Below are 23358 nucleotides of genomic sequence, written 5' to 3'. Positions count from 1 at the left end.
AAATGCTTGACGCCATGAGGCCGCGTATAAGTAGCTCGAAGACGCTTGGGCCGACGCTGTTGGAACCACCCTTTGCCGCGGTAGGGCTGAAGCGATAGCGGGCCGAATTCGTCGATACACATTTCCCGCTTCCACGTTTTTGAATGCGTTAATCAACGAAAAAACAACCCTCCAATTGAATATCAGCACACACTTACTGCATAGCCTTTTTTCTATTACCTACTTGAAAGAGGTCTTATGTGCCTGCTTATATTTTGAATCTCTATAAATCCGAAGCCTGTGAGCACAAGTGGTTTTGGTTTTTTCCCATTCTTCAACCCGTTCACTCCACTTGTATTATTCGATTTGCTTGCAATTTCGGAGCGTCCGTTCTTCTCCCCATTTTTCTTTTAAGCAAATTGAGGAAAAAATGGCTGTAGATAGCAGTAACTGACCATCACAGCCGTTTTTATGATCTTTTTGTCCAGCGAGTTTGATTTATAGTGTGATCTTCGCATAATTTTTGCAGGCATTTCTGAATCATAAGGAGGGACCATATGGATAAACCAAGGAGGCAGCGGAGAAGTGAATGAATACAATCGGAACAATGGCAGAACCTCTCTATCTGTAGAAGAACTGCTTGAACAAGTCGAGGGAGCAACCATGAGGCATGTGAAAAACAAAGAGGACAGCACCAACGAAGAACAACCGACGGCATCGGAAGAAGGTTTAACATAGTGCTGTATAACTCCGGAGCGAAGAAACAATCCTATAGCGGTTTACAACAATGACAGAAAGGACGAACCATAGATGCAAAACAAAACCGAGAACGCCGAACTGCGAGATTTAAAAACAACTGCCAACGCAGCCGTGAACATGCACAAAACAATAAAAACGGACAAACCGGTTTTGATCCAGGAAACCGACGGTCCAGGCAGAGTTATGGACAATGAGGGTGAACAATAGACTTCTGGTCACATGAAACCTATTGCGAAAAAATAAACATTCCGATGGATCGGAGTGTTTATTTTTTGTCCAGCTCATTTGATTAATATCCCCAGTCATAACGCACAACAATAATGGAGTTAAAGGAGCTTTTTTGTGCTATCAACATATGCCGGTTTTTCTAAGTACATATATTAGTCCAAGCATTGAATGATAGAAATTCATATAGTACCAACGTAATACAATTTCCACTTTTTGACGAAGGGAGTTATGTGATATGAGAAGCGTTGGAGCTGTACTGGTTTTGTTTATTCTGCTGGTAATCATAATTCGTTCAGTATGGGTTTATTAATTTCGAAGTAAAGTACGGGAAATCAGCCCAGTTGTTTTAAACACTGGGCTTTATATTTGAACACCATTTATTAACACTTAAAGCTGGCTATCCATTCGGGATAACATACCTAACCGCAGTACCCATGGCGAGAAATCTCGCAGCTGAGCTTGCTATGGGCATGATCGTAACGCCTATGACCGCGTCCGCGTTATGTTGAACTGCAATTATAGCCAGCTCCTCCAATGCCGCTTCGTAATCTTCCATCTTCTCACCGCTCCGGACCGTCAGTATTGCTTTAATTAACTCATATTTGTGCGGCAGCGAATGGACTGTGAACACGGGGACAGCCAGTCCAGTATCCTTTTTAACCAGCATGGGCAGCGCTCCTTTACCGCAAGAAGTGTAAGCGTTCAGACCTTCCGTATTAACTTTCATCACGAACAGTATCAGAAAATCTGCTTCCATATATATGCGTTTAAGTGACGCAGTATGCGCTGCCCGCTTAAGCGGAAACCGATTATTTTAATAACAGGCCTAACCCCCGCCCCCTGGCTTTCTGTAAATAATAAGACGCGATTGCGATATCAAATACGGCCATTCCCATAGGATTGAAAAAAACCGGCTCGCTGCTGTCCAGGAAGGCTGAAGGCATTGTTTCACGATCCCCGCAAATCAGCTCCTGCAGGGAAAACACATCGCTGGCGGTTAATCCTTTTTCTTTGTGAAGCATCTCAATATCCGTATTTTCGCGGCACACTTCTTCCCAATCGTCGACAACCACCGCTTTGATCCCTTCCACAGCTTCAGCTGTAAAATCCCTTAAAGAAACGTTCAGCAGCAGGCTGCCTGGCTTAGGCTTACAGTCAATGTAGCGCTCAGGAGAAACCGTACAAGTCATGACCACATTTGAGCTGAGATAAGCTTGCTGCCAGCCTTCTACCCACTCGATTTTCTCCGGATGAAGCAAAACCGGTTCCTTATTATCCGGTCGTATGTCGTGGACTTTTACTCTTTCTATTCTGTCCCCGAACATTTCAATGCACATGCTATAGTGGAAACGGCCGATCGGCCCCCAGCCGATAATGCCAACCTGCGCTGTGGACAGGCCGCGGCTGTTCGTAAACCATTTCAACACGGTGCCGCTGACACCCGCTGTCCTGATTGCGCTTACCAGGGAAGATTGAATGATGGCCTCCGGCACCCCTGTGTCCGCGTCATTCAACACCACCACGCTGTGCGCTCTAGGCAGCCCTTTGCGCAAATTGCCCGGGAAGCTCGCTATCCATTTGATACCGGCCTGGTGAAAGCTTCCCCCCACGTAAGCCGGCATTGCAATAATCCGGTTCTCCGGCTGCTTATACCGCAAGTAAGGCTTGACCGGCTGGACAAACTCGCCCTTGCGCATGGCATTTAGCGATGTTTCAATCACCCCGATGATTTCCGGCCAGTCGATGCCGATTTGAAGGATATCCTCCTCGTTCAGATAGATCATTGTGCTCCCCTTTTCATTCCGGCTGCCAGCCAAAATTGTCAAGCACCCAAGTATCCGAGTACACTGTATCCAGATATCTTTCTCCCCGGTCCGGAAAAATCATTACACAGGTGGATCCGGCCGGAATTCTGTCCTTTAGCTTCTCGAACGCCGAGAAAACTCCTCCGGAGGAACCTCCCGCGAGAATCGCTTCTTCCCGGACCAGCTTACGGCAGCCTTGAATGGATTCGATATCCGATACGTACACTACTTCTTCGACGAGCTCTTTCGGGCAAAGCTCAGGCGTTATTACCGCGCCAAGTCCCGGCAGCAGCCGTTTCGAGGGCGGCCCGCCGAAAATAGCGCTTCCTGCCGCGTCCACAGCAATCAGCTTGGTGCGCATGCCATAGTCCTTCACATACCGGGCGCAGCCGTTCAACGTCCCGCATGTGCTAACACCACAGAACAAGTAATCGATCTGCGGCAGCAGTTCGACGATCTCTTTCATCGTCGTATTGTAGTGGACCAGCGCATTCTGCGTATTAGCGTATTGATTAGGCCAATAGCTGTCCTTCACTTCAGTGAGCAGCTCCTGCACACGCTTCAATCTGGCGGTCAAAAATTCCCCTGTATCCGGATCGGGCTCGGATACATATTCGATCCTGGAATTCAGAGCTTGCATAATCCGCAGATTTTGCTTCGTTGTCTTCGGATCCACCACCACAATCAGCCCCAGTCCGTGATAAGCGCATACCTGAGCGAGCGAAATAGCCATATTGCCCGAGCTCGATTCTATCACCGTGCTGCCAGGCCGAATGATGCCGGATCGCAGCGCTTCCGCCAGAATAGCCGCTCCGGGACGATCCTTGGAGCTTCCTCCGGGATTCATAAATTCCAGCTTCGCGTACACTCTGATGTCATTTTCCCGTCCAATTCGGCTGAGCCTAACTAAAGGTGTGCGGCCGACTGCCGACAAAATCCCCTCTTGTTCGTACATAGCTTCCCTTCTTTCAAAAGCTTTAACTGTACAGCTTCTTGGATTTCACATTTCCCCGGCTCCAGAGCTCATCCTTCTCCATCCGTTCTATTTTGATTTCCTGCAGAATTCCGTTTGCGATCATTTCGCCGATTTCCGGGATCTGGTTCTGGATTCCCTGTCTGATGCGTAATCTTGCCTCTTCATCCATCGAACGGCTGCGTATATAAACGATGAGCCGATTATCCTTCACCCGGACCCGTACGCTGGCCTCGTTTAATTCTTTATATATAACTTCCTCGATATCGTATATCGAAATTTTCTCTCCATGCTTGACTTCAGTGCCGACTCGTTTAACAATGGCCTGGAACGTCTGCCGCTCCCTGCCTCCCACCGTCATCGTACACAAATCACGGACTACATCGTAGGTGACGAACCGGATGGCGGGAAAATATTGCCGTGTCAGAGAAGTTACCACCAAAATATCTTCCCTGCCGCCCAATGGCTCGATATCCAATCCCACTGCCTTCGGCTGAACGCCTTCCGCGAACAGCCCGTCAACCAGCACGTACTTCTGAATCGAATGGTCAAAATAAGCGACCGTGCCGATCTCGATCGATCCCAAAGTGTCCAGGATATCCTCCGGACGGATATTTAATAAGGATGCGGCTTTTTTTTGCCATTCAAGCGGCGCGGGCTCGCCCACCAGAATCACTTTGCGGATGCCTAGAGCGGAAGGTTCCTGTGCCGTGTAGAGGAGACTGTCAAGAATGGATGGCATCGTATACAGCAGCCCCGGCTGAAAATACTCCAGCTTCTTCACATGCTCTCCGATCGGGCTGTCAAAGGCGATGTCCAGGCTGGAAATACCCAGCTGCCGGCAAATTTCCGAAGCGGTGCCCGCCGCATGGCCGGTGCCCATATCCGACGCGGCTTTCCTGATCCCGCTGCCCGTAAGGAAGTCGCCGAACAATTTTACCTTCATTTGAATGTACCGCTGATCGTCTTCTTTTGAATAGAAAATCGATTTTCTTCGTCCTGAGCTCGTTCCGGAGGTGCGGTACACGCTCAACCCGTGCCCATGCATAGGCTCATTATAGTAATGCTTCTCCAGAAGCTCCGCGGTCATCAGCGGCAAACGGGCTATGTCCGCAGTATCCTTTTGCTGTAACAGGCTGCTGTACCAAGGGAACAAAGATGTCATTTTCTCCAGCTTATCCGCCAAACCCGCGTTCGTTATCAATCGACGACCTCCCGGTAGTTGCAAAATACCCTCTTGTCATATATATGTAGGCGGGTCTGACCGCGTTCTTTCAACACAGAACATTCCCTTAACAAAATAGTCGGGTGCCTCAATCAGAAAAGGTCCCATTCCCGTATCGTATAGAAGGACAATCATGACATCATCCGGTCAAAACAAAGGGGCCTGCCTATGGACAAAAAAAGCCAATGCGTCAGCAGCAAGTGGAGGAAAACCGAGGTGCTCATGAAGAGCGGTGAACTGAGAAAGTATATTCCGGAAACGAAAAAATGGAGTACGCAAACATTGAGGGAAATGCTGGACCGGTATATCATGGTGTACCTTAAGCCGGACAGGGGATCGTGCGGTGTAGGCGTCATGAAGGTGGAAAAGCTGGCCGGTCCGAAAGCGGATGCGACCTATTCCTATCATACTGCGCGTAGAATTCGTCAGTTTCAGAGACTGGAAGACCTGGAAGCAGCTTTGGAAAATCGAATCGGAGAGAAGCATTATTTAATCCAAAAAGGCATCCGCCTGCTAAAATACCAGAAACGGAATGTGGATATTCGGGTGATGGTGCAGAAGAATCTTGAGGGCCAATGGGAGACCACGGGCATCCTCGGTCGGATGGGGCCTCCGGGCTCCGCGGTCACCAATATATCCGGCGGAGGCGATATTTTGGAAGTAGCGGAGCTGCTGGCTCCATATGGCCAAAGCAAGACGGTCAAGGACAAATTGAAGCGGCTCGGGCTTGAAGTAGCGGCGCATTTTGAGCAAAGCTTTCCCCGCATGAAGGAAATTGGGATTGATGTCGCCATAGACCGCAGCATGAAGCTGTGGATCCTTGAAGTGAATACGAAGCCTGATCCCCGATTATTCAACAGGCTGGACAACAAACAGACCATCCGCAGAATCGTCCGCTATGCCAAGGCTTACGGTCGTACAATGGACCTGACACCTTCAGCAAAAAGAAAAACCCCTTTACCTTAACCCGAGAGATTCGGATTAATGTAAAGGAGTTTTTTGGTGCCGAGGACCGGACTCGAACCGGTACGGTAGTCACCTACCGCAGGATTTTAAGTCCTGTGCGTCTGCCAATTCCGCCACCCCGGCTTAGGATGTCAACGGAAAAGCGTTGATATGATGTTCGGTAAAGATTATTTTATTCCAATCCACCTATTAAATCAAGTGTTCGGCACAGGATGCACGCTGTATACATCAGGTGCGTGGAGCCTCAATGTAATGCTGGTTTTATCTATCACCGCCGGCTTCATTTGTGGCTGTCGTCAGTTAGTGCTAAGATGGGAATATCACGAAATGATTAGGTGGCATACAATTATGAGCATGATCGAATTAAAAATAGCGGCTATCATCACTGTATGGTTAATTTTATACAAAAAATTTTATCCGGTGATGTTAAAATGGATCAACCATTACAGAGGAAACGGGCAATAATAGAGCTGAGTTGGCTGCACCGTCCTCGCATAGCCATAAGTCCTCGAATGGGGCAATGAGGTGCCGTAACAACGGTTTCGTGACCAAAACGTTAGCAAGCCCGCTGAATCGCTCTATTTTCGGGAGCAAAACAATGGGCTTGATTGGTATCTTTTCGATTAAATCCTTGTACAGCAAGGGTTTGATTAAGTGGGCCCTGAGGGACTCGAACCCCCGACCAATCGGTTATGAGCCGACCGCTCTAACCAACTGAGCTAAGGGCCCTTATTGCCTTATATGACGGTTTTAATAAGTAAATTGGTTGCGGGGGCAGGATTTGAACCTGCGGCCTTCGGGTTATGAGCCCGACGAGCTACCGGGCTGCTCCACCCCGCGACAGTAGCTGTAATAGCGACAAAAATAAATATACACTATATCCCGACCAGTAGTCAACTGTTTTTTTAAGGATAAGTTAATGGATGTACCGAACGCCGAAACGCCCCTTTTTCGAGCGGAAAATTTCCACCTCCTGAGGACACTCGTAGCCGTAAATCCACCAATCCTCTTCCATCCGTTTTGCCAGACAGCCGGCCTGAAATTTATTGTCGTATAATCGGGACCAATAGACCCATTTCATCGCCCATCTCTCCTGTTGAACATTTATCTGGTAAATGTAGTATAACCATTTTATATGCGCTTTATTGTGGTGCTTCTGCAGTGGATTTCTTTTAAATCGTTCTCGGAATATAATAAATAGAAAAGCTGCCGCTTTATTTTGAGGAAAGGTGGGGTTTCCATGAATTTCGGTACCGTGTGGTTTCCATCCAAAGAAGTGCAGGACATAGCTGACAGCTATCGCAAACGTTATGACCCCCATTACAACTTGATCGCTCCGCACATCACCGTTCGTGAGGCGGAAAATTGGGACGAGGCCCGTTTGAGCCAGGCGCTGGCGCATTTGGAACAGGTTACGGAAAAGCTGGCTCCATTCTCCATTTGCTTCAACCGCTTTAGTTCTTTTCAGCCCCAATCTCCCGTGATCTATCTTGCTCTGGACGAGACGCAGGAAATGAACCGGTTATACGGTCAAGTTTGTGCCGGAGTCCTGGCGGAGCCGAATAAGGCTGCTTATACCTTCACTCCTCATTTGACAGTCGGACAGCAGATGGGCCCGGACGAATTGAACGATGTGCTCGCGAGTTTGAAAAATATCAAGATCCACCTGGCCTGCAAGGTAGAACGGCTGGATCTGCTGCAGCAGGCCGAGAACGGCGTATGGAGCGTATATCAAACGTTCCTGTTACGAGGTTAGGTCACCTGCATTTAAAAGGACCGGCAGGGTATCATCCTGACGATCCTTTGTTTAGTATATGCTTTGCCTTATTGTTTGAAGGTTGCGACCAACCGCTTGGCTTCGCCGTTCGGCGTGGTGATCGACTCGTACACATTGACAGTCACCGGATACTCCATTTGCTCCGTGGTAGAGTCGAACATAATATTGTTCTCCCCGGAGATGATCCGGTTCGGACCGGTGAAATTCAAAGCTTTAGTCGAAATGACTCTGCCTGCCGTATCCAGAAGCTCGAATTGCAGCTTAGAGAAATTGCTGTCGACAATTACCTGGTCCGGACGTTTAATGTCAAGCCACAGCTTCAATTTGTAGCCGTAAGTCCTTTGAATTGTGAAATTGGAGCTGATTCTCCAATCCATAATTTTCATACTGAAAGGATACATCGAAATCTGGTCGGGCTCAGGCAGGGCTTCCTTCAAAGCGACCCGGCTTGCGGAAATCGTCGTTTTGTACGGCGCAGCGCTGACAGTATCCTGCAGCTTCAGAATCAGGCTTTCTTTCGTTTCCGAAGGCGGAAGGATAAAAGAATAGCTTAAGGAAAAAGCGGTATTCGGCATTACTTTCTGAGTCGTAATGTTCTGGCGGGCTCCCGTATAAGCGAATCCGTCTTTGCTGGCAAGCTCGGCCTGGAAGGCAGGAATCGCCAGCGGACTATCGCCTTTGTTCATAAGCTTGAATTTGGCGATCGCCGTTTTATAGCCCTCTCCTTCGTTTTCATGCACATTGAGCTCCACCAGCGACACATCCATATCCGGAGATACAATCGGGTTCATCGGATCGAATTTCAAAGGATTGCCTATCTGATAGATCGCAGCAGCCATAGATTCTATTGGATTGGAAGAAGGCAGGATGACATTCAGCCGGCCAACGGTATATTGTACCGGTGCAGCCGCCGGGCTTTCCCCAAGGTTGAATTTTTCCTGAGTCAGCAAATTCAGGGAAATCAATTGTGTGTCAAGCTCGGTAGGGATAGCATAATGGATGTATTTTTTGTCTCCCGGCTCAACCGTCACAGGCCCTTGCTCCACCCTTTTTCCACTGAACACCTTTTTGTCGCTCTTACCGTCGATAACAAAATCAGGTACGGTTTCCCTTGAAGCCGTTCCATTCTCAACCAATAATTGGATCAAAGCCGTCGGAATCTGCCCCGAAACATCGTTTGTAATGCTCACCGGCGTATACTTGAGCGGAGATTGCAGGGACGGGATCGCAAAGCTTTCTCCCCACTTTTTCAAAGCGGAGGCGTCTTTAAAAACCGTACCGCTGCCCTGCCAAGCCTCAGCCGTGACCGGAACGTTCAGCACCGGGGTCTCCTGCTTGGGGTACACATACAAATCGACGTCGACCCAGCCGATTTCTTTAATAGTAACGGTATCGATCCGGTCAATGGTTGCCATATAGCTTAATTCCTGCTTGGTCTTGGGCTGTACCGATTTAGGGTTGGATGCGCTGGGCTTCAGCGTGTACTCCACTCCTTCGTCGGTACGGAACCGAAGCTCGTAGTCCGGGACCCTGACGGGTTTCGAAGCGTTGTTTTTCAAGCGAATGACCACCCCGAGGCGGGTCCCGTCAGTCACTTTCTCATTGAGTACAGATTTGATCTCCACATCAAGCTGGTCGGTCAATTTATAGGAAGCCTGGGTATGTACGGAATCGGCAGCGGCGGGAGCTTCGTCGGCGAAGGCGGCGTAGCCTTGAGTCAAAAGGGTCGATGACAGGATGACGGTTAAAGCTGATTTTTTCCACTGGATTATCAAGTTGTTTCCCTCCATAAAATCGTGAATGATGAATTGGAACGATTACTGTTTGGCGAGCTGCACTTTCTCTTTATCTTTCAGTTGATGCTGCCCGGAGATGACGAGCTGCTCATTCTCTTTCACGCCGGAGAGCACTTCCTGGTAAAGATCGTTCAAGCGGCCTAACTGTACTTTTCTTTTCTCGACGGTATTATCGCTGTTATAAATAAAAACGAAGGTGTCTCCCGCTTCCCTTACAATGCTGGATGTCGGGACAGACGTCACGATCTGGTCGTTGTCCTCAGTCAGCAGCAGCTGCACTTTCATGCCCGGCTTCAATTTGTTGTCACTGTTTGCGACTTCCAGTTCCAATTGGTACGCCTTCGATTGAGCTCCGATCACATCGGACAAATAGGTGACGGTTCCCTTTGTTTTCTCGGCGGAGCCTGGAAGGTAGAAGCTGATTTCCTGCTTCCCCCGGACAAGAGCTGCCGATACTTCCGTTAAATCCGCACGGATTTTGATCGGGTCCATCATTTGAATCTGCCCTGCTTTAAATCCCGGAGACAGTGTCATTCCCGTTTCAATGGGGAGATCTGTAATAATTCCGCTCGTCGGCGCTTTAATCTCCATATTGCTGATGGAACGGTCCACTTCCCTGATGGACAGTGCCGAAGATTCCACTCCGACCTGCAGCTGCACGAGCGGATTTGTGCTTTCCAGCGTCTTCAGCTCTTTCTGCGCCATATCGAGATCCAGCTTGGTGTTATTCAGTTGCGTTTCAAGTTGATCAAGCTGGAATTTGGTGACTAACCCTTGGTCGTAATCGTTTCTCATTTTATTGTAGCTTTTCTGCTGATCCTTCAGGGCCTGCTCGGTTTTCGTAATGCCGTTCTGCATTTTCGTTTTGTTATTGTTAAAATCCTCCTGGGCTTTTCTCAGCTGCTCCTGAGCACTCTTCATCCCCAGTTGGGCCTTCTCCTTCTGCAACGAAGCATCGGTCGTATCCAGCCGGAGGATGACCTCGCCTTTCTGCACGGAATCTCCGCGTTTTTTCAAAATTTGCTGCACATCCCCTCCGGACTTGGCGACAATATCCATTTGGATGGAGGATACCACGTCCGCGATTTGCTCCAGCGGGTCGCCGATTTTTTGCTTCGTTACACCGGTGACTTTTACGGTCTTGATCTGCTCAGCCTGAGCTGCCGGCTTCGGGTCTTTGGCGTTTCCGGCGGCCTGCGCGGTGCAGCCCGACAGCACGGCGGCAGTAAGGACGACAGCTCCGAATAATTTAAAATGGCGGTCTGCGTTTGCTGACAGAAATGGATTCATTTTGTACGATTCTCCTTTTTCCCTCAAATCTTATTGTACAGCGGGTAAAGCAGTGTCTGCAGCCGGATTGTGCCTCTTCTTGAACAGCCGCGACAGGCGGGACATGACCGAACCGATGAGGCTGTATACTACGGGTACTACAACCAATGTAAGAATTGTGGAAGTGGTCAGACCGCCGATGACGACAACTGCCAAACCTTTGGAAATGATCGTTCCTTTCGATAAACCGAGCCCAAGCGGCAACAGCGCAATGATTGTGGCTGCCGCTGTCATGATGATCGGTCTGAGACGTGTTATGCCTGCTTCTACCAACGCATCCTTGATGGAGCAACCGGTCTCCCGCAGCTGCTGCACTCTGTCAACGAGCACGATGGCGTTGGTGACGACAATCCCGATCAGCATCAGGAAGCCGATCAGAGAAGTGATGTTAACCGATTCGCCTGTCACCAGAAGTCCCAGAAGCCCTCCGATCGCCGCAAGCGGCAGGGAGAAAAGGATGGCGAACGGCGCGCTCGCGTTTCCGAAGGCCAGAACCATGATCAGGTAAACGATAAAGATGGAAGCTCCCATGGCTATGAACATTTCCATAAAGCTTTTGTTAATATCGTCGCTTACGCCTTTTACTTCCCGGCTGATGCCTGAGGGCAGTTCAAGCGCGTTAAGTGCTGCGGATACCTTCTTGCTCACCCCGCCTTTATCGACGGCATTGATCTTCGCATTCACTTTCAGCACCTGGTTCTGGCTCTCCCTGCTGATCGCTACCGGGGCGTCCAGCTCCCTTACTTTTGCAATATCGCTGATTGCCACCGTTACGCCGGTCTGCGTCTTTATGGTGAAGGCGCTGATCTTAGCTACCGAGTTTTTGAAGCTTGGGTCCACTGTAACTTTCGCCTTGAACAGGATGTTGTCAAAACGCAGATCACCCAGTTTATCCTCTGTAATCCAGCTGCGTACCGTCTCCAGAACCTGCGCCGAAGACAAACCGTAAATCCTTGCCTTATTCTGGTCTACCGAGATTTCGATTTCTTTCTTTGATTCGCTAAGCGAATCTTTGATATCGCTCAGTTCAGGGAATTCCTTCATCTTCTCCTGCACCAATTGAGAAGCCTGCTGCAGCGTCAGCAGATCGTCTCCTTTCATAGAGTAAGAAAAGTCCGTGCTGCCCCCTCCGCCGCCGGAAAAAGCTATGATCTGCGCGGTGACCTTGGATTTGGCGGGAAGCTCATATTCGATCTTCTTTTTGATGTCATTCATTGCCTGCTTCGCATCCGTCTTTTCGCCTACTGCGGTAAAGATGCTTGCGTGGTAAGGGACTTTCTCCGTGCTGCCGAAATTATATCCGACCATGGATTCCGTATAAGTGAACAAAGGCGCTCCGCCGCCATCCTTTTGTTCCTTGATCAGCGCTTCAATTTCTTTCGTTTTAATGTTCATCGATTCAATCGATGTTTCCCGCGGCATCTTGATATCGATGAGCATCGATTTGTCTTCGTTTGAGTCCGGCATGAAGCTCATGGCCAGCTTGGGAATAATCAGCACCATCGCAAGCACGAACACAAGCCCCGAAAGGAGCAGCGTTTTAATCCGGTTTCTGAGAGACCACAGCAGAGCCTTTTTATAAAGGCCCCCCACTCTTGAAACGCGGGTTTCGTCATGGTGAGGAATTTTCTTCGATCTGAGGACCATTACTTTGGCCAGCATCGGAATGACGGTCAACGCCACCAGCAAAGAGGAAAGCAGCGCACAGGCCAATGTAATTGCAAAAGGTCTGAAGACCTCGCCGACGACACCGCTCACCAGGCCGATCGGACCGAACACGCCGACAGTGGTTAAAGTGGAAGAGGTTATCGCCCCCGATACCTGCTTTGTCGCCAATTTGATGACCGACTCGTTGCGCTCGTGCGTTTTGACCAGTTGGCTGTAAATATTCTCGATCACTACGATACTGTCGTCCACGACCCGGCCAATGGCGATGGCCATGCCTCCGAGAGTCATAATGTTCAGAGAAATGCCGAGCGGCGCCATACAGAGCAGGGTAATGACAATGGATAATGGTATGGATACCAGTACGATCAGGGTCATTCTTATATTTCTCAAGAACAGGAGGATCATCAGAGATGCGAGCACCGCACCCATCGAGCCTTCCTGCACCATGCCCCGGATCGATTCTTTAATTGAAACGGCCCCGTTGAATATGCTGTAAAACTTGATGTTCGGCTCGGTCTTCTCCCACTTCTTGATCATTGCGTCAGCGGCATCCGCGAATTCGACTGCGTTGGCGTCTTTCGTCTTGTAAAGATGAACGCCGATAGCCGGTTTGCCGTCCAGGCGGGCGATAAACTTCGATTCGCTGATCGCTTCGACCTTGGCGATCTGGCTGAGCAGCACCATGTCCCCTTTGGGAGTGTTAATCTTCATATTGTCGAGGCTGTAGATGGTGTTGAATTCTCCTTTGACCCGCACCATCTCCGTGTTCCCGTTGAAATCGACGGAACCCGCCGGGCTTGACATCAGATTGGCTCTGATCAGCTGGGAGACTTGGCCTGGTGTCATGCCATAGTTGTTGATGGCGCCCGCATCCAGCTTCATGTTAAGCACCGCTTCCTGGTTGCCGACGGACTCCACATGGTCCACGCCGTTCAGTGAATTGAAACCGGGCAGGATGACATCGTTGTAAATTTTATCCAACTCGGTTTGGTTCATCCCGTTCTGGCCGTAAATGGACAGATAGTAAACCGGCTGCGAAGCGAAGCCCAATGTCGACACCTTCGGCTTCTCGGCAGACTGCGGCAGCTTCACGTTGGCCACAAGGCTCTCGACATCCTTTTTCACATCCTCGGGTTTCTTCTCTTGATTGAGCTCGAGAACGATCTGCGAGAAATTATCGTTGGAGGTCGAGGTTAAAGTTTTAAGGCCTTCGATGCTTGCGACGGACTTTTCCAAAGGCTTGGTGATGTCCTCCATAACATCCTTGGGCGCCGCCAGGTACTGGGTCGTGATGAAAACGACAGGAAAGGAGATATCCGGCATGCTCTCTACTTTCAGCTTGGTCGTTGAGTAGGCTCCTCCGGCAAACAGCAGCAGAATGATAATCACCACGGCCGAAATGTTCTTCATTGAAAAATTTGTTAACTTGTTCATTCCCTCGACTCCTCTTAAACTTCTTCTTTCTGTACGGGTTACGGTTATGTATTGCTGCTTCGTTGATTATGATAAAAGCTCAGTGCGTCGTTAATCAGCTCTTCCCTCCGGTTGTTCCATTCTTCATCCAGACCTTTCATCCGTTCCAATACCAAGCTTTGCAAAGCGTACATTTCCGCGAACCGCTTGATTGAAATGTGATAAGACGATACCTCCTCCTCCCGTAATCCCTCTTCCGGCGGATAAGCTTCCAATGTGGCTTTCATGCCCGTAAGCTGTCCCTTTAGTTTGGAAAAAGACGACCTGAGGACGGTCAAATTAAAATCTTCAGCAACATAATAGTAGTCCTTCCGGTCATTCGCAGTGGCCCACTTGTAGCAAAGGGAGAGCTGTTCCAATGCCCTCACCTGTACGCTTACGGCGGCTTTGGACACACCGAGCTCGTCGGCCATCTCCTGAAGGCCAAGCGGCTGCGGGGCAAATAGCAGTAGCCCGAATATTTTTCCCACCAATGGGCTCAGCCCGCTGCTCTCAAATAGTATGGATATTCTGTTAGTCACACCGATTTTAAAGTCATGAAAAGAACTCATCGGATCTCCTTAATTAATAAGTTTATATCGTTAAGAATGATGTTAACGATATAAACATAAAGCCGCAGGGGAAAAGTGTCAATATATTCCATGAAAAATCTATCCAAATTTTATCTCTCATCCGTCCTCCTTTTTTCTGGGAAATTGTTCTAATGACACCATCTTATTAGGAAAGCAGAGCAGGTTAAACAGACTGGAGATGGTTTTATAAACTGGACTTTAGTCGGGGAGCACCGTATCGAATGTACATACACTATTGAAGATGGAACAATGCCGAAAGAAATCATAAGGAGGTGCCGTGCGTCATGCATTTGCTGCTCATTGCTCCGGAAGCGATTCCCGTCCCCCCGCCGCGTGGAGGCTCGGTTGAAATATGTATATGGGCTATCGCGCGTCAATTGGCGGTTCATCATCAGGTGACCGTTATATCGAGGAAGGCCGCCGGTTATCCGAACAATACGGTCCTGGGCAACCTCAAGATCATACGCGTTGCGGCCGGAAGTCAAAGAAAGTACCTACAGTCCGTTATGCGTTATGCCAAAGGCCGGCATTACGACTGGATCCAGATCGACAACCGGCCAAAATTCATTCCCGCGGTCAAAGCCGCTTTTCGGGCTACGCCAGTTTCTATCTTTCTCCACTCGCTTACGTTCATCTCCCAGCCTGTGATTTCGCAAAAAACGGCTGCCTTCTGCTTGTCCAAAGCCGACCTCGTAGTGGCCAATTCCGCTTCCGTGGCAAACAAAGTCAAGCAGCGGTATCCGGGTGTAAGCCATAAAACGAGACATGTACATCTCGGTGTGGATATGGTTCTTTTCCGTCCTCCCACACCTTTGGAAAGGGCAAAGTGGAGGCGTGTGTATGGCGTAGAGGGCTCATTTACCGTAGCTTATGCCGGCCGCTTGATTCCGCGCAAAGGAATTCCGCTGCTGATCAAGGCTATGCGCCAGGTGAGGATGAACGTGCCGAATGCCAGGCTGCTCATCGCAGGGGGAAACGCGTCCGGTTCCTACGGCTCATATTTGCGCAAAACCGCCGCAGTCCACAAGGTGCCCGCCAAGTTCATCGGCACGCTTCCCCACCGCAGGGTGCGGCAAGCTTACTGGGCTGCCGATTGTTTTGTATGCCCTTCCCAAAAGCATGAAGCGTTCGGTTTGGTCAATGTCGAAGCGATGGCCTGCGGCCTGCCCCCAGTCGCTTCCAGGAATGGAGGAATCCCTGAAATTATCCGCCATAAGCGCAACGGCCTGCTGGTGGACGGCTACCGCAGGCCAGCTTCTTTTGCCTCAGCGATCCTGGCCGTGGCCCGCAGCCGTTCTTTCGGCCGGAAGCTGGGTCTGCAGGCAAGAAAAGATATGAAACTTAAATTCAGCTGGAGCCGGACAGCGCAGCAGCTTATTGCACTTTACCGCGGCAGAGGATAATTCTCGTCTTCGGATAAATTTAAGGTTATTTTAAGGTAATTTTCATGCTGCATTAAATATTTTGCCTTAAATTTAAGTTCCTTGATAAAAATTTACAAAACAGAAAACTTCAGGATGGAGAGAAACCGTGCATGAACGATAACAGCACCTTACCCATCACCAAGAGCAGTATTCCAATCATACAAGCGATGCGCGGAATTGCCGTCCTGCTGGTTATGCTTTTCCATGCCTCCCAAATGTCGAACAAATATTTCCATTACAACTTTCTGGGTGTGAGCGATATGGGAAGATCCGGCGGCTACGCTTTTTTCTTCGTCCTGACCGGATATCTGATGTATACCATCTATCACTGTCATTTCGGCCGTCCCCAGATGCTCGGTACCTTCCTTATGAAAAGGATCATCCGAATTTATCCGGTTTACTGGATCGTAAATGCAGCGGTCATACCGATTTATTTTCTGTTCCCTTCTTTTGGTTTAGGAGATGAAACCAAACCGGCCGTCATCATTAAATCGCTGCTGCTCTGGCCCCAATCGAACGCGCCGGTGCTGGGCGTGGCTTGGTCTTTGAGCTACATCCTGTTTTTCTATTTAATGTTTTCGCTCGCTTTTATAATGAATTTCCGGACGGTGACCGCCGTGTTTGCCGTGTGGCTCTCCATTATAGCAATGCATGCGTACGGATGGATCCATTTGAAGGAAGATCTGCTCACGCGCTTTCTGTTTGACCCGGTGTATGCCGAATTTATGCTTGGCGCGGTCCTGGCGTATGTGGTGAGAAAGAGGAACTGGCAGCATGGAGGCGCATGGATTGCGCTCGGCGCGCTGATGTTCCCTTTTGCCTGGCTTATCCGTTACGACGCTCCTTCACTGAACTATTCCAACGTATACTATACGATCGGCTCAAGCCTCGCCTTGTTTGGGGTTTCCACGATCAATCCGAAAAATGTCCAATGGTTCGAACCGCTCAGCTTCGTTGGAGACGCGTCGTATTCCGTCCTGCTGACAAGCCTCCCCTTTCTGTCTATTACGCTCAAATTAAGCAGGGGTCTTCATCTCGTTAACGCGTTCGGCGTGTTGGCGACAATCCTGATCTGCTTTGCCGCTGCGGCTGCGCTGTGCTGCCTTTTCTACAAATTTATCGAAAAGCCTCTTGTGAGAATGATGAAAAACGCTCTCAGGTACAAGACGGAAGCTTCCAAAGCCATATATAAAAATACATAGAACAAGACCCGGCATGTCGTCTGACATCCGGGTCTTCGTTTTGCTTAGACCAGCATTATTTTCCGAACTCTGTAGGATTTTCCCTCCATGACCGCAGCAGTTGAAGATCCTCCGGTGCAATAGCTCCACGCTCTACGGCTACTTTCAGCAGTGTGCTGTAGTTGGACAGCGTATCCAAAGGAACTCCCGCGCTGCCGAAGGCCTCCTCCGATTTGGCCAGTTCGTAGGAGAATATGGCGAGAACGGCGAGTGCCCGGCCTCCCGCTTCATTTACGGCCAAAGCCGACTTTAATGAGCTTCCGCCGGTGGAGATCAAATCTTCGATCACGATCACCTTTTGTCCGGGGCGAAGGCTGCCCTCGATCAAATTCTCCTTGCCGTGGCCCTTGGCTTTGTCGCGTATATAAATCATCGGCAGATTCAGCTTTTGGGATACCCAAGCCGCATGGGGAATGCCAGCAGTAGCCGTTCCCGCAATTACATCCGCGTCGGGATACTTGTCTCTGATCAGCTGCGCGAAACCGTCCGCTATCAGCTCGCGGATTTCCGGATAGGACATGGTCAGTCGGTTATCGCAGTAGATCGGCGATCTGATGCCGGAAGTCCAGGTAAAAGGCTGATGCGGCCTTAGAGCGATAGCACCGATTTGTAAAAGCGCCACTGCGATTTGTTCAGCTTGTGCTGATGTCGGGTTCAAAAAATTCACTCCTTAAATCTGTGCAGTCTTTTTGGGTTTTAGCCATCATTTGGCCAAACGGTGCTACCGCAGCCCGGACTCGATAGAAGCGATAATCGCTTCCAGCGCCGCCCGAGGGTCCGGGCTGGCCGTGATCGGGCGCCCGATCACGATAAAGTCGGTCCCCTGGCCGAAAGCTTCGGCCGGGGTCATCACCCGCATCTGGTCGGCGAGCTCCGCTCCCGCCGGCCGGATGCCCGGCGTCACGGTGACGAATCCGTCACCGCACGCCGCCTTCACCGCCGCCACTTCCAGCGGCGATGCGACAACCCCATGCAGCCCGGCGCTCCGCGCCATCCGGGCGTAACGGACCACGGCCTCCTCCACCGTTCCGTGGAGGCCGATCTCGCCGTTCAGCACCGCCTGGCTGGTGCTGGTCAGCTGCGTCACCGCGATGGTGACGGGGCGCTTCATGCCGGTGGACAAAGCCTTGTCCACCCCTTCAAGCGCCGCCTGCATCATCGCGCTGCCGCCCGCGGCGTGGACATTGAACATGTCCACGCCGAGGCGGGTAATGCTGCCCGCGCCGCCTTTCACCGTGTTGGGGATGTCGTGCAGCTTCAGGTCCAGGAATACGAAGTATCCCTGTTCCTTTAGTTTCAGGACAAATTGCGGCCCGGCGGCGTAGAACAGCTGCATTCCCACTTTCAAATAACAGGGAATCCCTTTCAGGGCGGCCACCAGCTTCTCCGCTTCCCCGGTAGAAGGGGTATCCAGTGCGACCATAATCCGCTCCACAGCTTTCAGCTCCGAAGTCACTCTCGTCATAGCTCGCTCTCCTTCCAGCTCTTTTACGCTTGGACCGGCATTGGCCTCGAGCAGAAGTTGATCGCTTCGAGCATATGCAGCAGCGCTCCGACCGTATCCAGAGAAGTCATGCACACGACCCCGTTCTCTACCGCCTCGCGGCGGATCCGGAAGCCGTCGCGCTCCGGAGCCTTGCCTTTGGTCAAAGTGTTGACTACGAAGTGCGCTTGCCCCGTGCGGATCAGATCGAGAATGTTCGGACAGCCCTCGCTCAGCTTGTTCACCGTCGTCACCAGAATGCCGGCGTTCTCCAAAGCTTTGGCGGTGCCGCCGGTAGCAATGATCTTGTACCCCAGCTGGTAGAAGCCCTTCAGGATTTCCACCGCCTCGTCCTTATCTTTATCCGCTACCGTGGCGATAATCGCTCCTGTAGCCGGAATTTTCATTCCGGAACCGAGCAGGCCTTTGTACAGCGCCTTGGCAAAGTTGATGTCCCGGCCCATCACTTCCCCGGTCGATTTCATTTCGGGTCCGAGCGTGGTATCTACCCTGCGCAGCTTGGCAAAGGAGAACACCGGCACTTTGACGGAAACATGGTCGTCTTCAGGCCACAAGCCGGTGGTATAACCGAGGTCGGCCAGCTTTTTGCCCATAATCGCCTGCGTTGCCACATTGGCCATCGGGATGCCCGTGACCTTGCTCAGGAACGGAACCGTCCTGGAGGAGCGCGGATTCACCTCGATCACATACACCTTCTCTTTATATATGACGAACTGGATGTTGACCAGGCCCACTACCTGAAGGCCTCTGGCGATTTTCGTGGTGATCCCGACAATTTGCCGTTTGATCTCGTCGCTCAAAGTTTGCGGAGGATACACCGCGATGGAGTCGCCGGAGTGCACTCCCGCTCTCTCTACATGCTCCATAATGCCCGGAATGAGCACCGTTTCCTTGTCGCAGATCGCGTCGACTTCCACTTCCTTGCCAAGCATGTAGCGGTCGATCAGCACCGGATGCTCCGGATTGATTTTTACCGCATATTCCATGTAGCTGAGCAGCTCCGCATCGGAGTAAACAATCTCCATCGCTCGTCCGCCAAGTACATAGGATGGCCGGACAAGAACCGGATACCCGAACTGCGCGGCGGTGTCTACCGCCTGATCCACCGAAGTTACCGTGCCGCCGGGCGGTTGGGCGATTTCGAGCGAGTTCAGCAGCGCCTCGAATTTTTTGCGGTCTTCCGCGGCGTCGATGCTCTCGAGATCCGTACCGAGAATGCGCACTCCCGCCTTGGCCAGCGGCGCGGCCAGGTTGATCGCCGTCTGCCCGCCGAACTGGACGATTACGCCGACCGGCTGCTCGCGTTCAATTACGTTCATCACATCCTCGAAGAACAACGGCTCGAAGTACAGCCGGTCCGAGGTATTGAAGTCAGTGGACACCGTCTCCGGATTGTTGTTGATAATCACCGCCTCATAGCCTGCGTCCTGGATGGCCCATACCGCGTGGACTGTGGAGTAGTCGAACTCGACCCCCTGCCCGATGCGGATCGGCCCGGAGCCCAGCACGATCACTTTCTGCTTGGCGGTTTCCATCACTTCGTCTTCGGTTTCATACGTCGAGTAATAGTATGGCGTTGTCGCCTCAAATTCTGCGGCGCACGTGTCGACCATCTTATACACCGGCTTGAGGTTCATGCTTAAACGGTAATCCCTTACTTCCGCCTCTGCGGTAAATGAACTCTGTTCGCCGAGCTCCCGAAGCTCGGCGATGGCGCGGTCCGTGAAGCCTTTGCGCTTCGCTTCCCGGAGCAGCTCAGGTGTCAACTGCTGCTTCTGCAGCACGGTTTCAAAAGCCACCAAGCCTTCCAGCTTGCTCAGGAACCACCAGTCAATCTTCGTAAGCTCCTGCAGACTTTCCAGAGTGTAGCCTCTGCGGTAAGCTTCCGCCAGCAGGAACAATCTTTCGTCATCCGGCTTCTGAAGCCGCTGCTCCAAAACATTCCCGTCCAGCAGCTCGGCTTCCTTGAGGTGCAATCTGTGCACGCCGATCTCCAGCGAACGGACCGCTTTATGGAAAGACTCCTCAAAAGTCCGCCCTATCGCCATCACTTCTCCGGTAGCTTTCATCTGCGTCCCCAGCTTGCGGTTGGCGGAGGTGAACTTATCGAAAGGCCAACGCGGAATCTTCGACACGATGTAGTCCAGAGTCGGCTCGAAACACGCATAGGTCTGGCCGGTGACCGGGTTCTTCAGTTCGTCCAGAGTGTAGCCAATGGAAATTTTGGCGGCCATTTTGGCGATCGGATAGCCTGTCGCTTTGGAGGCCAGCGCCGAAGAGCGGCTCACGCGTGGATTGACTTCAATGACATAATATTGGTAACTGTGCGGATCCAGGGCGAACTGCACGTTGCATCCGCCTTCGATGTTCAAAGCGCGAATAATTTTCAATGAAGCCGAGCGCAGCATCTGGTATTCACGGTCCGATAACGTCTGGCTTGGAGCCACGACGATGCTGTCTCCGGTATGGACGCCGACCGGGTCAAAATTCTCCATATTGCACACTACAATACAGTTGTCGTTGGCGTCGCGCATTACTTCGTATTCTACTTCCTTCATGCCGGCAATGCTCTTCTCCACCAGGCACTGGCCGATCGGGCTGTACCGGATCCCGGATGCAACGATCTCCACTAGTTCTTCTTCATTCTGGCAGATTCCGCCTCCCGTTCCGCCCAATGTGTAGGCGGGGCGCACGATGATCGGATAACCGATTTCGTTTGCAAAATCCACGGCTTCCGCCACGGCAGTCACGATGACACTGTCCGGCACGGGCTGCTCCAGCTCTCTCATCAGCTCGCGGAACAAGTCGCGGTCTTCCGCTTTCTCGATCGCTGTCAGCTGCGTTCCGAGCAGCTTCACATTCTCGCGCTCCAGCACTCCGGCCCGCGCCAGCTCAACAGCCATATTCAGCCCGGTTTGCCCGCCTAATGTAGGCAGCAGGCCGTCCGGCCTTTCCTGGCGGATAATTTGCGTGACGAACTCGAGTGTAATCGGTTCGATGTAAACTTTGTCGGCCATGTTGGTGTCCGTCATAATCGTAGCCGGGTTGGAATTGATAAGGATGACTTCCATCCCTTCTTCTTTCAAAGCCTGGCACGCCTGAGTCCCCGCATAGTCAAATTCAGCCGCCTGTCCGATTACGATCGGGCCTGAGCCGATGACCAGAATTTTTTTCAAGTTGTTATTTTTTGGCATATTCCAGTTCTCCCCTCGATGCGTTTTCCGCCGTTGCAGCCGATGTGCGGTTTGCGATCATTTGCTCCTGTCTGGGCCGCTGCGGACGGTCCTTCTTGAACTGGCGGATCGTCGCGATGAAATCATCGAACAAGTAGCTGGAATCAAAAGGCCCCGGGGCCGCCTCCGGATGATATTGCACGGAAAACGCCGGATGAGCCTTATGCTTTAATCCTTCGATCGTGCCGTCATTGTTGTTGATGTGCGTTATAATCAAATCGGTTGAGCCGATGGATTCTTCTTTTACGGTATAGCCGTGGTTTTGGGACGTGATATAGCAGCGGTTCGTGTGCAGATCCTTCACGGGATGGTTTCCGCCGCGGTGCCCGAACTTCAGCTTTTCGGTGTCGGCGCCGCACGCCAGGGCAAGCAGCTGGTGACCCAGGCAGATGCCGAAGATCGGATATTCGCCCAACAGGTCTGCAATCATTCCCGCCGCATGGGGCACATCCTTCGGATCTCCGGGTCCGTTGGACAGCATGATTCCGTCCGGGTCCATTCTTCGGATTTCTTGGGCTGTTACATCTTGAGGAACCACGACGATGTCGCAGCCCCGCTTGCCGAGATCGCGCAGAATTCCGCTTTTGGCGCCGAAGTCGACGACCACAATCCGTTCCTTGTCGCCAGGGCAGCTGAAGACGCTCTTGGTGGAAACGCGGGACACCTGGTCAGTCATCAAAGGAGTTTCCTTGAGCTGCTCCAGCAGTTCGGCGGCGGATTTGCCGGAAGTGGTCAGCATCCCTTTCATCACGCCGAGGTGACGAATTCTGCGGGTGAGCATGCGCGTATCGATCTCGCTGATGCCGATAATTCCGTATTCCTTCAGCAGGCGGTCCAAAGTGTACTGTGCGCGCCAGTTGCTCGGGACCTCTTCATGCTGGCGGACGACGAAGCCGTGGATATAAGGTCTCACCGATTCGAAATCGTCGCGGGTTATCCCGTAATTTCCGATGAGAGGGTAGGTCATCGTCACAATCTGCCCGCAGTAGGACGGGTCCGACAGCACCTCTTGGTAGCCTGTGATCCCGGTGTTAAAAACCACCTCGCCCACGGAATCCCCTTCGCTTCCGAATGCTTTTCCAGTAAAAATCGTTCCGTCTTCCAACAACAACCTTGCCTGCATTGTCTTCAACTCCTTAGCATTTATGTGAACACGTCGTGTGTTGTGCTGTGTGACCGGTTTTGCACTTTCCCGCTCGCTCCATCCGTGCATTCCGCGCCGATTTCGCGCTTCCTCGCTTCATCTGTGCCGCCGAGCCGATTTTACTGCTGCCTGCGGGGCCAGGTATGCCTTTTCCCCAGCATCCTATTCCCCTGTGCCCATGAAAGTGCTGATCCGCCCAAACAGCACCGGGATTATGCGCCAAAAGAGACGCGAGCTGCAACTCTGCACGGAGGCGGTCAGA

At 51.3% G+C, this 23358-nt stretch carries 19 protein-coding genes and 3 tRNA genes; 6 read left to right on the top strand and 16 right to left on the bottom strand.

Features of this window, described 5'->3' with window-relative positions:
- The first annotated feature begins 564 nt into the window (after window positions 1–564).
- Both ACZ5N7_RS02975 and ACZ5N7_RS02970 read left to right on the top strand, forming a co-directional pair.
- Window positions 565–717: a hypothetical protein gene (locus tag ACZ5N7_RS02975; protein WP_464657266.1), complete on the top strand. Its 153-nt coding sequence runs from the start codon at window positions 565–567 to the stop codon at window positions 715–717.
- 72 nt (window positions 718–789) lie between these two features.
- The gene (locus ACZ5N7_RS02970) at window positions 790–945 is read left to right on the top strand and encodes a hypothetical protein (protein ID WP_464657264.1); all 156 of its coding nucleotides are present in this window, start codon (window positions 790–792) and stop codon (window positions 943–945) included.
- A 418-nt stretch (window positions 946–1363) separates the two neighbouring features.
- Here ACZ5N7_RS02970 and ACZ5N7_RS02965 read toward each other — a convergent pair whose 3' ends face one another.
- The 4 genes from ACZ5N7_RS02965 to ACZ5N7_RS02950 all read right to left on the bottom strand — a co-directional run bounded on the left by ACZ5N7_RS02965 (window position 1364) and on the right by ACZ5N7_RS02950 (window position 4948).
- Window positions 1364–1633 (bottom strand): hypothetical protein, encoded by a 270-nt coding sequence (locus tag ACZ5N7_RS02965; RefSeq protein ID WP_464657262.1) that lies wholly within the window; start codon window positions 1631–1633, stop codon window positions 1364–1366.
- A gap of 142 nt (window positions 1634–1775) precedes the next feature.
- The gene (locus tag ACZ5N7_RS02960; protein WP_464657261.1) at window positions 1776–2750 is read right to left on the bottom strand and encodes a 2,3-diaminopropionate biosynthesis protein SbnB; all 975 of its coding nucleotides are present in this window, start codon (window positions 2748–2750) and stop codon (window positions 1776–1778) included.
- 13 nt (window positions 2751–2763) lie between these two features.
- Window positions 2764–3726 carry a 2,3-diaminopropionate biosynthesis protein SbnA gene (gene sbnA / locus ACZ5N7_RS02955; protein WP_464657259.1) on the bottom strand — a complete coding sequence of 321 codons (963 nt, stop codon included), beginning with the start codon at window positions 3724–3726 and terminating at the stop codon, window positions 2764–2766.
- 22 nt (window positions 3727–3748) lie between these two features.
- The gene (locus tag ACZ5N7_RS02950; RefSeq protein ID WP_464657257.1) at window positions 3749–4948 is read right to left on the bottom strand and encodes a phenylacetate--CoA ligase family protein; all 1200 of its coding nucleotides are present in this window, start codon (window positions 4946–4948) and stop codon (window positions 3749–3751) included.
- Window positions 4949–5137: 189 nt separating this feature from the next.
- Between ACZ5N7_RS02950 and ACZ5N7_RS02945 the strand changes: the two genes are divergently transcribed.
- Window positions 5138–5935 carry a YheC/YheD family protein gene (locus ACZ5N7_RS02945; protein WP_464657255.1) on the top strand — a complete coding sequence of 266 codons (798 nt, stop codon included), beginning with the start codon at window positions 5138–5140 and terminating at the stop codon, window positions 5933–5935.
- 34 nt (window positions 5936–5969) lie between these two features.
- On the opposite strand, the gene ACZ5N7_RS02940 is transcribed toward ACZ5N7_RS02945, so the two are convergent.
- The 4 genes from ACZ5N7_RS02940 to ACZ5N7_RS02925 all read right to left on the bottom strand — a co-directional run bounded on the left by ACZ5N7_RS02940 (window position 5970) and on the right by ACZ5N7_RS02925 (window position 7016).
- A tRNA-Leu gene (locus ACZ5N7_RS02940) sits at window positions 5970–6058 on the bottom strand.
- A gap of 532 nt (window positions 6059–6590) precedes the next feature.
- Window positions 6591–6664: transfer RNA gene (locus ACZ5N7_RS02935), tRNA-Ile, on the bottom strand.
- Between the two features lie 34 nt (window positions 6665–6698).
- A tRNA-Met gene (locus ACZ5N7_RS02930) sits at window positions 6699–6775 on the bottom strand.
- A gap of 76 nt (window positions 6776–6851) precedes the next feature.
- On the bottom strand, window positions 6852–7016 hold the full coding sequence (locus tag ACZ5N7_RS02925) for a hypothetical protein (RefSeq protein WP_464657253.1): 165 nt from the start codon (window positions 7014–7016) through the stop codon (window positions 6852–6854).
- 159 nt (window positions 7017–7175) lie between these two features.
- Here ACZ5N7_RS02925 and ACZ5N7_RS02920 point away from each other — a divergent pair, with 159 nt between their 5' ends.
- Complete coding sequence (locus tag ACZ5N7_RS02920; RefSeq protein WP_464657251.1) at window positions 7176–7691, top strand: 2'-5' RNA ligase family protein; 516 nt, start codon at window positions 7176–7178, stop codon at window positions 7689–7691.
- Between the two features lie 68 nt (window positions 7692–7759).
- Here ACZ5N7_RS02920 and ACZ5N7_RS02915 read toward each other — a convergent pair whose 3' ends face one another.
- Genes ACZ5N7_RS02915 through ACZ5N7_RS02900 form a run of 4 tightly spaced genes read right to left on the bottom strand, consistent with a single transcriptional unit; the run spans window position 7760 to window position 14529 of the window.
- Window positions 7760–9487, bottom strand: a complete 1728-nt coding sequence (locus ACZ5N7_RS02915; RefSeq protein WP_464657249.1) for a hypothetical protein — start codon at window positions 9485–9487, stop codon at window positions 7760–7762.
- Between the two features lie 42 nt (window positions 9488–9529).
- Window positions 9530–10798, bottom strand: a complete 1269-nt coding sequence (locus ACZ5N7_RS02910; RefSeq protein ID WP_464657247.1) for an efflux RND transporter periplasmic adaptor subunit — start codon at window positions 10796–10798, stop codon at window positions 9530–9532.
- Between the two features lie 30 nt (window positions 10799–10828).
- Window positions 10829–13939: an efflux RND transporter permease subunit gene (locus ACZ5N7_RS02905; protein ID WP_464657245.1), complete on the bottom strand. Its 3111-nt coding sequence runs from the start codon at window positions 13937–13939 to the stop codon at window positions 10829–10831.
- Window positions 13940–13983: 44 nt separating this feature from the next.
- Window positions 13984–14529 carry a GbsR/MarR family transcriptional regulator gene (locus tag ACZ5N7_RS02900; RefSeq protein WP_464657243.1) on the bottom strand — a complete coding sequence of 182 codons (546 nt, stop codon included), beginning with the start codon at window positions 14527–14529 and terminating at the stop codon, window positions 13984–13986.
- Window positions 14530–14834: 305 nt separating this feature from the next.
- On the opposite strand from ACZ5N7_RS02900, the gene ACZ5N7_RS02895 reads away from it, so the two are divergent.
- Entirely contained in the window at window positions 14835–15953 is a 1119-nt protein-coding gene (locus ACZ5N7_RS02895; RefSeq protein ID WP_464657241.1) for a glycosyltransferase family 4 protein, read from the top strand.
- 131 nt (window positions 15954–16084) lie between these two features.
- Window positions 16085–17176: an acyltransferase family protein gene (locus ACZ5N7_RS02890; RefSeq protein ID WP_464657239.1), complete on the top strand. Its 1092-nt coding sequence runs from the start codon at window positions 16085–16087 to the stop codon at window positions 17174–17176.
- 55 nt (window positions 17177–17231) lie between these two features.
- On the opposite strand, the gene pyrE is transcribed toward ACZ5N7_RS02890, so the two are convergent.
- The 4 genes from pyrE to carA form a co-directional block, all read right to left on the bottom strand.
- Window positions 17232–17873 (bottom strand): orotate phosphoribosyltransferase, encoded by a 642-nt coding sequence (gene pyrE / locus ACZ5N7_RS02885; protein ID WP_464657237.1) that lies wholly within the window; start codon window positions 17871–17873, stop codon window positions 17232–17234.
- 63 nt (window positions 17874–17936) lie between these two features.
- Window positions 17937–18680 (bottom strand): orotidine-5'-phosphate decarboxylase, encoded by a 744-nt coding sequence (pyrF, locus tag ACZ5N7_RS02880; RefSeq protein ID WP_464659118.1) that lies wholly within the window; start codon window positions 18678–18680, stop codon window positions 17937–17939.
- 23 nt (window positions 18681–18703) lie between these two features.
- A complete protein-coding gene (carB, locus tag ACZ5N7_RS02875; protein ID WP_464657236.1) occupies window positions 18704–21913 on the bottom strand; it encodes a carbamoyl-phosphate synthase large subunit in 3210 nt (1069 codons plus the stop codon).
- A complete protein-coding gene (gene carA / locus ACZ5N7_RS02870) occupies window positions 21900–23075 on the bottom strand; it encodes a glutamine-hydrolyzing carbamoyl-phosphate synthase small subunit (RefSeq protein WP_464657234.1) in 1176 nt (391 codons plus the stop codon). Before carA ends, carB begins: the two co-directional genes overlap by 14 nt.
- Between the last annotated feature and the right edge of the window lie 283 nt (window positions 23076–23358).

Source organism: Paenibacillus sp. JCM 18996, assembly GCF_055392555.1.
The sequence above is the reverse complement of the archived record's forward strand: the minus strand, read 5'-3'. Positions and strand labels throughout refer to the sequence as shown.